Source organism: Bdellovibrio sp. HCB274 (assembly GCF_047306075.1).
In the GTDB taxonomy this organism is placed as follows: domain Bacteria; phylum Bdellovibrionota; class Bdellovibrionia; order Bdellovibrionales; family Bdellovibrionaceae; genus Bdellovibrio.
The window spans coordinates 1,820,668-1,835,776 of the sequence record NZ_CP178623.1; the positions used below are offsets into that span (position 1 = coordinate 1,820,668).

Annotated in this window: 14 protein-coding genes; 7 read left to right on the forward strand and 7 right to left on the reverse strand. The window is 45.5% G+C overall.

What is annotated here, in order from left to right; translation table 11 throughout:
• Window positions 1-29: 29 nt before the first annotated feature.
• Together ACLWNV_RS08900 and ACLWNV_RS08905 are read right to left on the reverse strand one after the other, a co-directional pair.
• Window positions 30-875, reverse strand: coding sequence for a hypothetical protein (locus ACLWNV_RS08900; protein WP_413587574.1), 846 nt, complete (start codon window positions 873-875; stop codon window positions 30-32).
• Between the two features lie 106 nt (window positions 876-981).
• Window positions 982-1,353: a DoxX family protein gene (locus tag ACLWNV_RS08905; RefSeq protein ID WP_413587575.1), complete on the reverse strand. Its 372-nt coding sequence runs from the start codon at window positions 1,351-1,353 to the stop codon at window positions 982-984.
• Window positions 1,354-1,491: 138 nt separating this feature from the next.
• Here ACLWNV_RS08905 and ACLWNV_RS08910 point away from each other — a divergent pair, with 138 nt between their 5' ends.
• Window positions 1,492-2,103 carry a glutathione S-transferase family protein gene (locus ACLWNV_RS08910; protein ID WP_413587576.1) on the forward strand — a complete coding sequence of 204 codons (612 nt, stop codon included), beginning with the start codon at window positions 1,492-1,494 and terminating at the stop codon, window positions 2,101-2,103.
• On the opposite strand, the gene ttcA is transcribed toward ACLWNV_RS08910, so the two are convergent.
• Together ttcA and ACLWNV_RS08920 are read right to left on the reverse strand one after the other, a co-directional pair.
• Window positions 2,045-2,869, reverse strand: a complete 825-nt coding sequence (gene ttcA, locus ACLWNV_RS08915; protein ID WP_413587577.1) for a tRNA 2-thiocytidine(32) synthetase TtcA — start codon at window positions 2,867-2,869, stop codon at window positions 2,045-2,047. The genes ACLWNV_RS08910 and ttcA overlap by 59 nt on opposite strands.
• Window positions 2,850-3,932 (reverse strand): mechanosensitive ion channel family protein, encoded by a 1,083-nt coding sequence (locus ACLWNV_RS08920; protein ID WP_413587578.1) that lies wholly within the window; start codon window positions 3,930-3,932, stop codon window positions 2,850-2,852. Before ACLWNV_RS08920 ends, ttcA begins: the two co-directional genes overlap by 20 nt.
• Window positions 3,933-4,022: 90 nt before the next feature.
• Here ACLWNV_RS08920 and ACLWNV_RS08925 point away from each other — a divergent pair, with 90 nt between their 5' ends.
• From ACLWNV_RS08925 to ACLWNV_RS08940, 4 genes are all read left to right on the forward strand, one after another.
• Window positions 4,023-5,558: a hypothetical protein gene (locus ACLWNV_RS08925; RefSeq protein ID WP_413587579.1), complete on the forward strand. Its 1,536-nt coding sequence runs from the start codon at window positions 4,023-4,025 to the stop codon at window positions 5,556-5,558.
• A gap of 122 nt (window positions 5,559-5,680) precedes the next feature.
• Window positions 5,681-6,337 carry a L,D-transpeptidase family protein gene (locus ACLWNV_RS08930; RefSeq protein ID WP_413587580.1) on the forward strand — a complete coding sequence of 219 codons (657 nt, stop codon included), beginning with the start codon at window positions 5,681-5,683 and terminating at the stop codon, window positions 6,335-6,337.
• A gap of 210 nt (window positions 6,338-6,547) precedes the next feature.
• A complete protein-coding gene (locus tag ACLWNV_RS08935; protein WP_413587581.1) occupies window positions 6,548-8,476 on the forward strand; it encodes a hypothetical protein in 1,929 nt (642 codons plus the stop codon).
• A gap of 76 nt (window positions 8,477-8,552) precedes the next feature.
• The gene (locus ACLWNV_RS08940; RefSeq protein ID WP_413587582.1) at window positions 8,553-9,077 is read left to right on the forward strand and encodes an RDD family protein; all 525 of its coding nucleotides are present in this window, start codon (window positions 8,553-8,555) and stop codon (window positions 9,075-9,077) included.
• Here the strand turns inward: ACLWNV_RS08940 and ACLWNV_RS08945 are convergent.
• Together ACLWNV_RS08945 and ACLWNV_RS08950 are read right to left on the reverse strand one after the other, a co-directional pair.
• Entirely contained in the window at window positions 9,060-10,202 is a 1,143-nt protein-coding gene (locus ACLWNV_RS08945; protein WP_413587583.1) for an RNA methyltransferase, read from the reverse strand. The two genes, ACLWNV_RS08940 and ACLWNV_RS08945, sit on opposite strands and share 18 nt — an antisense overlap.
• Entirely contained in the window at window positions 10,199-10,837 is a 639-nt protein-coding gene (locus ACLWNV_RS08950) for a 2'-5' RNA ligase family protein (RefSeq protein ID WP_413587584.1), read from the reverse strand. Before ACLWNV_RS08950 ends, ACLWNV_RS08945 begins: the two co-directional genes overlap by 4 nt.
• Before the next feature lie 59 nt (window positions 10,838-10,896).
• On the opposite strand from ACLWNV_RS08950, the gene ACLWNV_RS08955 reads away from it, so the two are divergent.
• Complete coding sequence (locus ACLWNV_RS08955) at window positions 10,897-13,773, forward strand: M28 family peptidase (protein WP_413587585.1); 2,877 nt, start codon at window positions 10,897-10,899, stop codon at window positions 13,771-13,773.
• A gap of 62 nt (window positions 13,774-13,835) precedes the next feature.
• On the opposite strand, the gene ACLWNV_RS08960 is transcribed toward ACLWNV_RS08955, so the two are convergent.
• Entirely contained in the window at window positions 13,836-14,537 is a 702-nt protein-coding gene (locus ACLWNV_RS08960; RefSeq protein WP_413587586.1) for a hypothetical protein, read from the reverse strand.
• 165 nt (window positions 14,538-14,702) lie between these two features.
• Here ACLWNV_RS08960 and ACLWNV_RS08965 point away from each other — a divergent pair, with 165 nt between their 5' ends.
• Window positions 14,703-15,101 (forward strand): hypothetical protein, encoded by a 399-nt coding sequence (locus tag ACLWNV_RS08965; protein WP_413587587.1) that lies wholly within the window; start codon window positions 14,703-14,705, stop codon window positions 15,099-15,101.
• Window positions 15,102-15,109: the final 8 nt, after the last annotated feature.

The following is a 15,109-nucleotide window of genomic DNA, read 5'->3' on the forward strand; positions in this document are numbered from 1 at the left end:
TTTACGTAGCGTGAAGGTCAATAGTTTTTTTATTCGCAAGCCATTTCCTGTGGCATGAACTTATTGTTTTCGCCACACATGGCTTTTCTGAATAATAAACGCACTGGGGCTGCAAAGGTAAGCTCATGAACCGTCATCTCGCCATTACCTACACGTGACAACTGGGCCAGCATGTCGGCCTGCTTGTAAGGACTGAATCTTTCGATGAATTTTCTGTCGATCTCTTTCAAATTCAAAACGACTTTGGTGAAGGGGATTTTGATGTTTTTATATTCGGGGTCGTAGTCGCCATCAAAGGGCTTTAGTTCCTGAAGTAACTCGCGCTCATTCAAAACAGTCTTTGCGGTTAACATGCTGGTCAATTTCAATTCACTGCGGAAACCGCGATTGTAAAGCTTAATACGGCCTGGAAGAAGATCGTGGAAACCGCGGATAGCAGCTTGCTCCAGGTTGTTCGGAAGTTCGCGCACGGCGGTCTCCGGAAACTTTTCCTGCAAGGCGCGTTCGTAGAACTCACGAATCATTTCGTGAAAGACGATCACAGTTTGTTTTCTGGCCTCTAAAGGGGAGTGTCCTTGTTTCATCAAATTCGTGTAGTGATTAACAAGTTTCATTGCGACTGAATAAACCGCTGCATTTTCGGAGTTCTTGGGATTGCCAGCCAAGTACCAACGTTTACCGTTTTCAAATTCAAAAATGGTGCTTAGATCCAAACGGCCATTTTCCACATTGATTTCTTTTTTATGGTCCCACGAGAAAACATCATGAGACATCAGGCCGATCACGCCCACATCCTGAACGGTGTAATACGCGTGTGCTTGCGAATGAAAAATAACTGAGAAAAGAAGTGGTAATCCGAATTTTAAGAAACGCATTGATGCCTCCGACGGGAGTCTTTCTTGTCACGGTCAGAGAGAAATGACAAACAGGAAGCGAAAATTTATCAATGCGTTTTCAACTAAAGGAATGACTCCAAAGAAACTAGTAAATACGCCGGCGTGCCATGCGGCCATAGACGACAAAAGCGCAAATGCCAGCGGTGATCAGCCAATAAATAATCGGTTGAATGGATCTGTCGCCAGAGAAGAAATGAAGCACGCAAAACATGAGCATTTCAAGACCGATAATAGCTGCTGCAATCGGAATCAATTGAGTAAAACGTTTGGTCACTCCAGGAACCACCAAAGCAACGGCACAAAGAAGTTCGACGATCGCAAGTACGATCCAAACGGAAGGCTCTATCAAAGCAAGAGAGGGCATGGTTTCAGCAGGCGTGTGAGAGAACTTCCAAAGTGCGCCAACGCCCGTGTGAAGTGCCAAAAGAATTTGCAGGACCCATAAGACGATATTCATGCCGACCTCCCATGGCTTAAGACTACAGCAAATCCATAAAATGGCAAAAAAATCCGACCTGTGGCGAATGGCAGATTGCGAATTGATAAACCGTTGCTTTTTCTGAAGCTGAGATATTCAATTTGTACTGGAGGATTCATGATCGATTTTTATACTGCCGCAACACCTAATGGGCGCAAAGTTGCAATTATGCTTGAAGAGTTGGGCGTACCTTATCGCAAACACATGGTGGATCTAAAATCCAATGAGCAAAAGAAACCGGAGTTTCTGGCAATGAATCCCAATGGTCGCATTCCTGTCATTGTGGATCACTCGACAGAAGGTGATTTTCCGGTGTTTGAGAGTGCCGCGATTCTTTATTACCTTTCAGAAAAATATGACGGCAAATTCTTTGGCGCAAACTTGCAGGAGCGCACGTCGGCGATGCAGTGGATGATGTTTCAGATGTCAGGAGTGGGTCCGAATTTTGGGAACCTTTATTTCGGTAAGAATTCAATGAATCCCCCGAATCCGGCATTTGTTGAGCGCTTTGAAAAAGAAAGTCGCAGAATAATCGGCGTTTTGGAATTGGCGCTGACAAAGTCAGAATATCTGGCCGGCACGCACTATACGATCGCAGATATGACAACCTATCCATGGATCGCAGCTAAGCTGCAGATGGCCCCGGAAATGTTTTCCGAGGCACCAAAGGTTAAACAGTGGGCTCAGAGGATATCTGAACGTCCTGCTGTTCAGAAGGCGATGGCTTAAGACCTTTGAAGTCCCACAACTCGTGGTCCATCATCTGACTGGGTTTTACATTTCCCATGGCCGTTTGGATGGACGCGTAGATGTTGGGAATTTCTTTTTCCAGCTCGCGCACTAATTTTTTAATGCGAACACGTTTAAGGCCATCTTGAGAGCCGCACAGATTGCACGGAATCACCGGGAAAGCCCAGGCTGCGGCAAGCTCTTCGATGTCACGCTCAGAGACATAGGCCAAAGGACGAATCAAAATATTGCGACCATCATCGGAACGTAACTTGGCTGGCATTGCGGCCGTTGTGCCGACATAGAACATATTTAGTAAAGCTGTATGCACGACATCGTCACGGTGATGACCCAAAGCCATCTTTGTGAAACCCAGCTTGTGGGCATAATCATAAAGAACTGCGCGACGAAGGCGAGAACACAAAGAGCAATAAGTATTGCCTTGAATTTTTTCTTTTACGATCGAGTAAGTGTCTTTTTCGATGACGTGAAGTTTAACACCAATGGATTCAACCCAGGCCTTAAAATTTGCAGCATCAAATCCCGGTTGTTTTTGATCCAGAATGGCCGCTTCGATCTGAAATTTTCGTTCCGAACGGCGTTGAATTTCAGTCAACAGACCCAGTAAAACACTGGAGTCCTTGCCGCCAGATACGCAAACCATCAGTTTGTCGCCATCTTCGATCATATTGAAATCGTTCAGGGCCTGAACGATTTGTTTGCGGATTTTAATAGCAAGCGGGTGCTCAAAGTTTAGTGCTGTCATCGGGGGTACTTTTAGACGAAACCTCGACAACTTGTCGAGCTAATTTCACGCCCGCCGCTGTAAGATCTGCGATTCCCCGCGAATAGACCTTATCCCCAATGCTGTATTGGGAGCTGTAGTGGTCAATAAAGTAAATAATTTTCAGCTCCACCCAATTTTCGTTGGCATCAGACACATAGGCCCAGGGGGCCGGAATGCCGCGAACCTCGCCAATACCGGCCACGATCTTTTCCAAGATTTGCTTCGCAAGCTCAATATTCTCCCCATAAGCCAGGCGGAACACCTGACGACGCAGAATAGGGTTATCCGGCGGGGAAAAATTGGAAATCTGCGCGTTGGCCATAAAACGGTTCGAGAAGGTGATTATTTCGTCAGAAAAACCCACCAGTGTTGTCGATCTCCAGGAGATCTCTTTGACCTGCCCAGTGGCTTTTTGAATGCCGCTGGTGATCTCCAGCCAGTCGCCGATTTCAAAGTTTCGATCCAGCTGCAGGGAAATCCCCGCAAATAGATTTCCCAAAGTATCCTGCAGCGCTAAACCCAGAATAACCGAAGCTGCGGCAGAGGTTGCCAGCAAAGGTCCCAATTCCAATCCAAAGATGCGATTGATACCCCAGAATAAAAGCACGATGGACATCAGCAGTGAAAAAATATTTACCAGAAGCAAAGGCACACCGTGCTTCATTGAACCTAGAAAAAGGTATTGAAGCACCATGAGGCGGGTGGTTTTAACAAAAACGATGTTAGCCCAGATAAATGTTAGCAAAGCAAAATACGGTGTGAAACGGTTGAAGCTTGCCAACTGAGCTTCGGAACTTTGCAAGAATATAAACAGAACAAACAAGAAACTCAAAATAACGAAATGGCGAATCAAAATACGGAAGTGATTGCGAATACTTTTGTGACGCTCTTCACTCACTTCTTTTAAAAAGAATTTATAAAACAGCCAGGATATTGCGAGCAAACATCCAATCAGAATGAAGCCTTCAAGTTGAAGAATGTCATACAGTACCTGAATTTTGATGAACTTCTCTGCCATGCTGATCCCACCGTCGTTAACCATTAGTATAGTGACTAATTTTTAGTCTAGTCGAGGGAAAATTTTTTGTCGAAATCGGTTAGGCAGCTGCGTCGATAAACCGATAAGTTTCCCATGAGAAACTTAGTATTATCCTTAAGCGCATCCGTTTTTTTAGCTGCTTGTGGGCAACAACTTCCTGTTGCTATTGATGATATGGCATCTCAGACCGTTTCAGACATTGCTTGTAAAGATCAAAAGCTGGAAGAAAAACTCTATGACGGTTTAAAAAGTTATCTAATTGAACAAAAAACAATTCCCACTGCAGAAGAGTTGAAAACTGCCATGAAATCCCATGTGGATAAACTGGCATCAGAAAACCCCCGCATGACTTCAGCGCAGACTGTGCAGATTCAAAAAGATCTGGATGGCCTGGTGGACTCATTGCTTGCAGAAGCCCCTCAGGGTGAGCGGGTGGAAAATTCTGACCAATTGCTGATTTTACTTTCTGCTATTGATGTGGGTGACCGATCCACGACTTTTCGTAACTACATGCAGGATCGCGTGCGCGCGAATTTCAATCAGCTTTCATCAACAGTCAGAACTTTGGATTTAAACTGCCCTGAAGATTCCGGTTCAAACAATGCCTCTGGCACTGATTCTGTGACTCCAACCACTCCAGAAGTGGAAGTGAATTCTGATTTCGAGTATCACAAAAAACAAGCGGTGGCAGCAGGTGTCCCATTGGCAGTGTTTGGTGAGCGCTGGGCTTTGGCAACCGCGTATCAGTCTTGTAACAGCGTTAAGATTCCAGCCCTCGATGACAGTGTCTCGGATATTCAGGGGATCGCAATCACCGGTAAGCATTCCGATGGTGTCGGTAATAAGCGTGTGATTGCCAGTCTTTCAAAAGTTCAGGCGACACATCCGTATTTAAAAGAAGAATCCAATTATCCTTCAAGCTGCTTTAACGTGCGCCAGAATCCGTTGATCTACGATTACGGTGGCAAACCTTATGCGACAACGTCCACAAGCTCGCCGATCAATTTCTTTAAAAACAGTGGAAGCGGCACCAGCGTATTGGGTATTGATTGCTCAGCCTACGTTTATTCGTCCATGGCAACGGTGGGTTTGCGTGTGAAGGAAGGCCGGGCTTTAAAGGGTTCAGATTCCTGGGCCTGGGGGTCAACTGCATTCGTGGAGCCTGCTAAAAATGGACTGACTTGCTTAAATAAAATCACAGTGACACCGGATGTGAGTTTGAAGGCGGGCGATATCGTGGCAGTTCCTGGTCACGTTTTGCTGGTTGATAAAGTTGGTACTGATCCATTTGGTATTTCAAGTGCGCGCACCGAAAGTGATTGCAGTAAAATTTCTTCTGATGATTTTGATTTCTCGGTGGCACAAAGTTCACCAAGTAAAGAGGGCGTCGGAATCAATCACTCTGTAGCCAAAGACTACTTGCCGACCAGTGAAAAGATGAAGGCGGGCCTACAAAAGTATGCGTATTACGCGTGCCTGGCGAAGATTAATTCCAAGAACTACACTCCGAATTTAGGTACGTTGTCGGTGATTCGCCATAAGGGCACTTCGGCTTGTATGGATAAGCGGGTGGTTTTGGCTCAGGAAAGCTGCATCCAAAGCTGCTCTTCCAGTGTATTTACTCAATAAAATGCCTGAAAAAAGGACATGGGTACTGAGGGTTCCATCTATTGGAGCCCTTTTTAATTATAAAAGAGAAATATCCGAAGCAAGTCTTTGAAATAGAACCTGTTTGGGCTATAAACGGCCCCATGAAAACACTTAATTTGCTGGTTTCTTTGGTTTTAATGACGTCGGGGAGTTTGGCCTATTCTGCATCTGCATCCTACTGCGATGACATCACCCGCCTGGATCAACTTCCCCATTTAAACTCCGACCAATTTAAGAATTTTTTTATTGATGGCACCAAGGTCGATCGCATCATCATCTCTAAAGATCGCAGAAAGCTTTACGCACTTCGTTCTGATGTTGTTTTGAAATCCTATAATGTGGCTTTTGGTGCAAATCCATTCGGTCACAAACAGTTTGAGGGCGATCAAAAAACGCCCGAGGGCACTTACACTATTGACTCAAAAAATCCAGAAAGCCTGTTCTATCGTGGGCTACATATCAGTTACCCAAACAAAGCGGATCGTGCTTATGCAAAATCCCAGGGTAAATCTGCTGGCGGCGATATTATGATTCATGGTTTTCCAAATGATCCAACCAAGAACGCCCTGGTAACCGCAGTTCATCCTTTCTATAATTGGACTTCGGGTTGTATCGCAATGACCAATGCGGAAATTGAGCAGCTGTATATGATGACAGCTAAGGGAACAGTTGTGGAACTGTGTAAAATGAGTGCTCAAACTCCGACTCCAGTGCCGCCTCCGGAAATTCCTAATCCCCCTGAAGAAATTGAACAATAAAGAAGTGATTAGAGCTCCCCCCAGAGGGAGCTTTTTTTATGTCAAAAATAGTCCAGTATTTACACTTATTCTTCGAGAAATCTGAGGATATCCCATAACATAATACAAAGCGTGTTTAGCATGAATATATGGACTTACGTCAGTTAAGTTCGGGTTCTTGTTAAGTAATTACCGTGATGTACCGAAAAGAACCACAACTATGAGGTCGTTATGAGATTGAAATTGAAGCCGATGTTAGCCATCAAAACACTTGCAGCGAGTGCATCCATATTTACATTTTGTATGGCGCCCGTGGCACAAGGGGCAGCAGCGGCTAATCAAAAGCAATTGATAAACCAGTTTTTGAAGGATACGAAAATATCCACGCAAAAACAAACTGTTGGTCAATTCTGGCAACGTGTTCGTCACGTTTTCCCGAAGCAATCGCAAAATCAAATGGACCAATGGGTGCGCATCAATGGCAGTCAGCCAATGCCTTCCGTTGAAGCTACCAGCTTTAAAGGACCAGATGGTAAAGAACAAATTCGTTTGAACCTGTTGATGAACGACGGCAAAACGATGACTTTGACTTTCACTGGTGACGAAGACAGATTTGTTAAAGTCAATTCAGTCTACTTGTCTGAAAAAGACGTTCGTCGTTATAAAAACCTGGATCAAATCGTAGCGAAACTTGCTAAAGACCCAATGATCAAAAAATCATTGCAGGTTCCAGTTGAAAAAAATGTGAAGACTTCAAAATTCACAACGCAAAAAAGATTCCTAAAAGGCCGTGAGATCGCGAAACTTCCAACTCTTCGTGCGCAAGTGGACTATTTGCTTCGTATGAGAGCGGCTTCTGAAGTGGCAGATAAAGTCTTTACTTCAGGCGGTAAAAAAGGTGCGATGAATGAAATCCTGAATCACCAGGATCCAGTTCAATATGTATGGGGTTTGATGATCCCGGATGCAAACGCAGCAACGGGTCCATGTGTGGCTTCCGGTTGGATTGCTTCTTATCATCAGAATTCATGTGCTCGTGCTGATATGGGCCGCGATACGTTGATTGCGAAAGCGCGTGAGCTTCCATTTAATGACACTATTAAAGGCAAAGTGGAATCTTGTGCGAATACGGGCGGTCTGCCTTGTAATCCGATGATCTTCGGTTTTGAAGATAACAACGGTACGCCAATTTGTATCAAAAAATCCGTTAAAACGGCGACTTATCAATGTAACGAAAGAGCTCCGCTGACGACTGCGGGTAAAGAAAAAATCATTCAATCCATCGTTGCTGCAAAAGGTAAAGATGGCTCTCTTTGTAAGTTGAATGGTGAGTCCACAGTTACTCAGTCTTGCTTGGATGCTCTTGATAACTACACTGACGGTCTAAGACAGCACTATTCCAATGCAGCTGACTTCTGTACGAGTGGTTCAGTTAAATCTCCTGAAGACAAAGCTTCATGGGTGACTCGTTCCGATATCAAAGGTGACCAGGCTCAAGCCTGTGACGCTCTAAGAGATCGTTACTTCGGTTTGGCAGCGTTGGTTGATCAAGGTCCACCAATCACGATTGCTCCTCCGCCTATTAAAGAAGACAACTGTGCTAAGGAAGTTGCTGGCACAAAAATGAATGCGAATGGCCAGTGTGTTTGTGAATCCACAAATGCTGCGCCAACGGATTCTGAAGAAATCGGCAAGAAAACAAAAGTCTGCGCAGCCGCTGTGGGTGTTGCTGGTGCTGGCGAAAAAGTAGCTAAAGACGAAGAGTGTTCTGAGTGGAGCTGGTGTAAGAAAAAAGGTCTTTATATCGGTGTGGGTGTAGGTATTGCCCTGCTTATTGCTGGTCTTCTGTTGTTGAAAAAAGACAAGAAGAAAGACAAGAAAGATCCTGTATACGAAACTCCGGTAGAAACACCAGAACCGACAGTGACACCGCCGACAACTGAAACGTGTGTGGCTCCAAATACGATCGTGGATGGCGTCTGTACGACTCCGGGCACGGTGATTGAGACTCCAGAACCGAATCCGGAGACTCCAACGTGTGATGCTCCGAACACAATCGTTAACGGAGTTTGTACTCCACCGACGATTGTCCTTCCAGAGCCTCCGCCTTCTGAAGGTGGAACGACGACTGGAACGGTGATCAACGGCGGCGTTCGCTAGAAGTCACATGACTTTAAATCACGAAATCGACAAACATAAAAATCCACAGCGGGCTCCTCGGAAACGAGAAGCCCCTGTGCCTTTTTGGGGTCCGACGAAAGATGTTTTTAAAACTCCCAAGGACTTGGGTTTTGTCGGTACAGGGTTTCAGGGTGGACCATCCCGTAAACGCAAAGGCTATCGCCTGGCTTTGTGGTCGCTACTGGCATCCTTTGTGGATTTTCTGATATTGATTGCGATCAGCTGCGCATTCCTGATCGTCTTTTCGTTGTTGATGAACTCGTCAGCAAGCACTGTTTTAAAAATGCTTTTTCACTCTGAATCAAAACTGATATTGCTTGCGGAAATCTTTGCGGTCAGCAGTTGGGTTTACTTGATTGCGATGCGGGCTTTTATGGGCTCCAGTATCGGCGAGTGGGCTTGCAATATCCGATTGGGGAAACCCCATGAAAGATTGGAATCGCGCTATATTCTGCGGGTTTTAGCGCGCACGACGTTGATTGTGTTGACGGGTGTGGTTGTGCTTCCGGCTTTATCCTTGATTCTGGGTGGTGATCTACCAGGAAAAATCAGCGGTCTTCGTTTATTTTCTTTGAAGTAATCCTAAAACTTCATAGTGATTTGTTTGCGGGAACTGATCCAGTATCGCAAGCTCTTTGAGTTCATATCCAAACGCCTGCAATCGCTGCATATCAATCGCCATGGATTCCGGGAAGCAGGACATATAGATAAAAAATGGCGGTCTTTGTTCGGCCTTTAAGGACTCCAGCGGATTTAAAAATCCCATCAATCCCGAGCGTGGTGGGTTTGCCAGTACGCCATCAAACTGCGAAAAATCCTGCAGAATCTTTTTTTGAAAATCACCGCGATAGATAGTCAGTTTTTCAGCATGTTTTTTTAGTTCGGAAGGTAACATAAGAACTGTTTTTTCAAGTCCCTCTAAAGACAAAGCATCAATCTCGCAAGCCAGAACTGATTTTGCTGTCGCCAGTGCGGGTAAAGTTAAATTACCAATACCGGAACCGAATTCAATGATGCGGGCTTCAGGATATTGACCGACCCAGGCAGAGATCTTGTTTGCGATCAGAACGTTTGCTTTTAAACTTGGCTGGGTGAAGCTCGCGATATGACAATAAAGCTCAACCGGGATTTTATCCATCCAGGTCGTAAACCAGGTTTTAAGTTCAGGATCTTTAAGCTTGTATTCACTGCCATTCCAAACCGGAACTTTGCGACGCTGCCCAATCTCCACGAAGGACACTTCCTGAAGTTTGCGCAGGATATTCTGTTCATCCAGCAGAGATTTGATGTCGATGTTCGCAAAGTCCAACCAGACGCCGCGTTCACCGCGTGGGCCCACGCGCAGGCGAATTGAACCCTTTGTAAATGGCCATTTGATTTCGCGAAACTCGGTATACCATTTTTGCAGTTCAGGAGATAGCTGTGCGCAGATCTCAATGTCGACAATTTCCCGGGAGTTTTTTCCGTAAAGACCCAATCTGCCGTCTTGCAGGCTGAAATCCAGGCGGTTCCTTAGGTGGGCGGCACCGGCAGAAAGAAAATCGATTGTATTCGGCGTTTGAATGCCATGGCACTTTAATAATTCCCGCAGCTCTTGAAGTTTTGTCTCGGTCTGTTTGCCATAGGGAATATCCAGCAACTGGCAGCCAGAGCAGGTTTTTTCATAGGCACAAGGGATAAGAGTTTGCGGATCTATTGCAGTCATTTAGAACGGGGGCCGGGCTCCATTTTGTATATGCAGCTGGCAGCATCTTTAGTCACGCCATCTTCATAGTGTAAGTCCCGCTCAGTATACCCCAGAGTTACGTGGGGGAAAAACAATTCCGCTTTAAATTCACCGGATTTCCCGCCTTTTTGAATATACAACTCCTCAATAACCTTACGAATCTGGAAAAGGGCTTCGGATTCCACGACAACGAAATACGTGTTTTCCTCTTTTCCTTCAGATTTAAGCTGTCCCTGACCAAGACATAGGGGGCGATAAGGACTTTGTTGTATTTGCATCTTATGAGCGACATCGTGAATATCCTGCATCTTAAGATGGCGGCTTAAAACCTTATCGAACTCTACTGGAGTGATCACCGTGATATGGGCTTCACCACGGTTTTTTAAAGACTTTTGCAATCTTGATTCAAGCTGCTGCAAAATCGGCTGATAACCCTCGTAAGGTAAATTCATCGCCAGATAGTTTTTAAAAGTCCCGCTCCCGGCGTGGGGAATGAACGCGGCCGGCGAGTAAACTTCGTCTGTATAGATCAGATCCGGCATTGAAGAGGGTGTTCTGACGGAAGAGCAGGAACTTAGCAAAAGCATAATGAAAACCCATTGAATTGCGCGCACAAGCATCCCCCTAAGATATTTGACTTACTGAGTGTTGTACTTCTAGCCTACAGGCATCTATGAAAAAAGTAAAAGTGCTACTTGGAAATCTTTTGTGTTTGTTCGTATTCGCAGCTCACGCTGAAACACCTGCGGGAAGTTTCGTAAATACCCCGAACAGTTTGATAGGTGAAACACGTCAGTTGACTTTTGTGGGGAGCAAATCCGGCGAAGGTTATTTCAGCCCGGATGGGCGTCATATGATTTTTCAAAGCGAAAGGGAGCCTGGAAATCCTTTTTATCAAATGTATGTGATGGATTTAAAAACTGGTGGCATTCAACGGGTTTCCACTGGAACAGGCAAGACCACCTGTGGGTGGATTCATCCATCCATGAAAAAGGTGATGTTTTCCTCCACGCATGCTGATCCAGATAGCAAAAAGAAGGCGACCGAGGAACTTGAGAATCGCAAAAAAGCTATCAAGGCCAAGTACTCCTGGAGCTTTGATGAAAACTACGACATTTGGACTTCAGATCTAAAAGGAAAAGGCCTTAAGCGCTTAACCAAAGAAAAAGGCTATGACGCTGAAGGCGCTTACTCTCCGGATGGAAAGCAAATCGTCTTTGCTTCTAACCGCGCGGCCTATGCTGGTAAGTTGTCTGAGGAAGATCAAAAGTACTTTACCCAGGATCCATCCTTCATGATGGACATTTACATCATGAATGCTGATGGAACTGGAGTGAAGCGTTTGACGGACTCCAAGGGATATGATGGAGGTCCGTTTTTTAGCGCTGATGGGAAAAAGATCACGTGGCGTCGGTTTAATGCGACTGGAACGATGGCAGAAATCTATACGATGAATACCGACGGCTCTGATCAGACAGCTGTCACAAAATTAAAGTCCATGTCCTGGGCGCCTTTTTTTCATCCGTCCGGGGATTATATCGTGTTTGGTTCCAGCGTATTGGGCTTTGCAAACTTTGAGTTATTCATTGTCGATGCTGGGGGAAAATCGGATCCAGTTCGTGTGACCTTCACAGATGATTTCGACGGACTTCCGGTATTTACACCAGATGGCAAACAGCTTTCCTGGACCCATAGAAATCAAAAAGGGGATTCCCAAATTGTGCTCGCAAGCTGGGATGATAATCAGGCTCGTCGATTGCTGAATCTTCCGCCGGCTGATCCTATGAAGGCTGCTTTGAGTTCCAACATCGAATCCACAGATTTAAAAAACTGGATGGCCTATCTGACTCAAAAAGAGTTTGCAGGACGCAATACCGGCGGCGCTGAAGAAAAAATTTATAGCGAGAAAATGGCCGAAGCCTTTAAGTCCTGGGGACTAAAACCTGCAGGAAGTAACGGCACTTACTTTCAATCCTTCGAATTCACTTCAGGTGTCAGTCTGGGTTCTAAGAATCTACTTGAGCTTGTGGGTAAAGGTCAGACATCTTACAGGGTTTCTCAGGATTTTGAGCCGCTGTCTTTCTCAAAAACCGGCCCTGTCAGTGCAGCACCAATTGTATTTGCTGGTTACGGAATTAAAGCCCCCGCTTCTGACAAAGAAGCCGGCTATGACTCCTATAAAGATCTCGATGTGAAAAACAAGTGGGTGATGGTGCTGTCGGATCTTCCTGCTGATATTCCAGCTTCAAGACGGCAGTATTTGAACTTGTATGCACGAATGCAACATAAGGTGACGGTTGCCAAGAACGAAGGCGCTGTCGGTGTGATCGTGGTTCACGGTCCAAACAGTGGCCTGAAAGACACCTTTGGTAAAATCAAATTCGAAGGGGCGCTGGCAGAGTCCAGTATCGCCGTGATTCGAATGTCAAACGCCGTGGCCAGTGATCTGGTTAAAAGAGCGGATAAAAATCTAAAGTCAGAACAAAAGCAGTTGGACTCAGGCTCATTGCAAACGGGTTTCGCCATTCCTTCCGTGTATTTAAAAGCCAATATTGATCTACAATTTCAAAGATCCCAGGGCATCAATGTTCTCGCAACTCTTCCTGTGAAATCCACTAGTGCCGTTTTAATCGGGGCTCATGGGGATCATCTGGGATTGGGTTTAAGTGGCAGTTCGCTGGCAAAACACGAAGAAGCTGGCCTTCCTCATGGGGGTGCTGATGACAATGCTTCTGGTGTTTCGGGTGTGATGGAGCTTGCTCACTACTATGCGAATCTGCAAAAGTCCCAACCAGGAAAGATAAAGAAGAACATGATGTTTGCTGTGTGGTCAGGCGAAGAGCTTGGGAATCTAGGTTCCACTTATTTCACAAAAAACTATAAAGGCGCCAAAATCGAAGCCTATCTGAACATGGATATGATTGGTCGCTTGCGGGATCGTCTGTTTGTTCAGGGTGTCGGCTCTGGGGATTCCTGGACTGCACTGACTGAAAAAGTCGAGGCACAAACTCGTCTGCCTTTGGTTTCCCAGGAAGATCCGTATTTACCGACGGATTCTTTGGCGCTTTATATGCACGGAGTTCCAACTGTCAGCTTTTTTACCGGGGCCCATCCTGAATATCACACGCCTCGCGATACGATGGAGCTGATCAACTTTGAGGGACTTGTAAAGGTACTGAATGTCGTTCGCAGCTATACCGACTTAATTGCGCTATCACCGAAAGAGTCAGTACGTTACGTGAAGGTCGCAAGCTCTCAAAACAACATGGAAGGAAGAAGCTTCCGGGTTTACGTGGGTACCATCCCAGACTACACGCAGGAAGGCACCAAGGGAGTTCTGCTTTCAGGGGTATCTAAAGACAGCCCTGCTGAAAAAGCCGGACTTCAGGAAAAAGACGTTTTAATTGAATTTGATAATACCAAGATCGATAACATCTATGACTATGTCTATTCTCTGCAGGCAGTGAAGCCCAACAAAGAGACGACTTTAAAAGTTCTAAGGAATGGCAAAGTTCTGGAGTTGAAAGTCACACCGAAACTCAAAGAATAGTGCCAGGGGAGTCCAGGAAAATGAAAAGGGGAGTAGTTAACTCCCCTTTTTTATTTGGCTTCTTAGATCGCCGGAAATTTTAGTTTTGGACATTTCTTTTTAAGGAACTTGGCCAGATTTTTATCCGAGTACTTCACGTAAGGATCACCGGAGTCGGTATAGCTAAAGATATCACCGATAGCGACTGAGCAGGTTTTGCCGGTTTCGTCAGTGAAGGTACCTTTATTTTTTGGCAAAGTCGTGGGAGCAGTCCCCATTCTAAAGCCCGCATCAAAGACCAAGCCTTTGTACTTCAGGACCTCAACCCCGCCTTTGTTGGTTTTTGAAATTTCCGGGGAGACCTGGATCTCCGCCTTGTCCATGCCCTTTGGTTGAGCTGTCTCATAATCAAAATAGAACTCATCTCCTGTCACGGAGGTGACGACCAGGTGGCGCTGCTCATTATTCCAGGTCACGGTAGGGTATTTATTGCGACGAGGGAAAAAGTAAAACTCCCGGGCCCCTGTGGTCTCAGAAACGGTGCCGCTGCCAAAGGAATTGAATATCATCAGGTTTCCATCCACGGCGAAAAGATAGTTACGATAAAACATCGAATTAATCTTGAAGTTCCCAACAGAAACAAAACAATCACCCGATTCAGTGGGGCGCATTTGCATTTGAATGGAGCCTCCGCGCTCGACGCGGTCCTGGCACGTTTGGCTGTCTTGGGCTTGGGTAGAAGCGAAGACCGGCATCGTAAAAAGTAACGAAATCAAAAGTTGCATAAAAACCTCACTGGGTTCATTAAGCAAACCTCACTGCTCTCTGGCTGTCAGTAAGGGAAACGCAGCGGCAAAACATTTCTTCAACAAAAGTTTAACGAATTCTGGACTCGATGTTCATTAACCTTTCGTGGTCTTATAGGAGTCTCCCATCAAGAGGGTTTGCCGATGTCTACTTTTTCCGATGAATTTAGAAAGTATCAAAAACAAGAACGCCGCTTAACAGGAGCGATCGTTTTGGTGTCTGTTTTGGCGCCGGTTTCTTTTACTTTGTTGCTGGATAGAAAATTTCATTGGCTAGTATGTGGAACGACAGCCTTGATGTTTCTGGTAGCGGCCGTGGCTCTGCATATTTATCGTTCACAGGTTTCGCAAAAGCTCCTGGCGAAATATGAGACGTTGGATGTGGGTTCGGTGCTGGCAAAAAAGATTTCTCCAAAAGCCCCACGTCGTTTTGTGATCACCAACACTGGCTACAATCATTTCTACTTGCGCTGCCTGAATACGGGAGAGCAGGTTCTCGTGTCTAAACACAGAGTTCGCGAAGATTTCGACATTGCAAATTGATTTCAAGA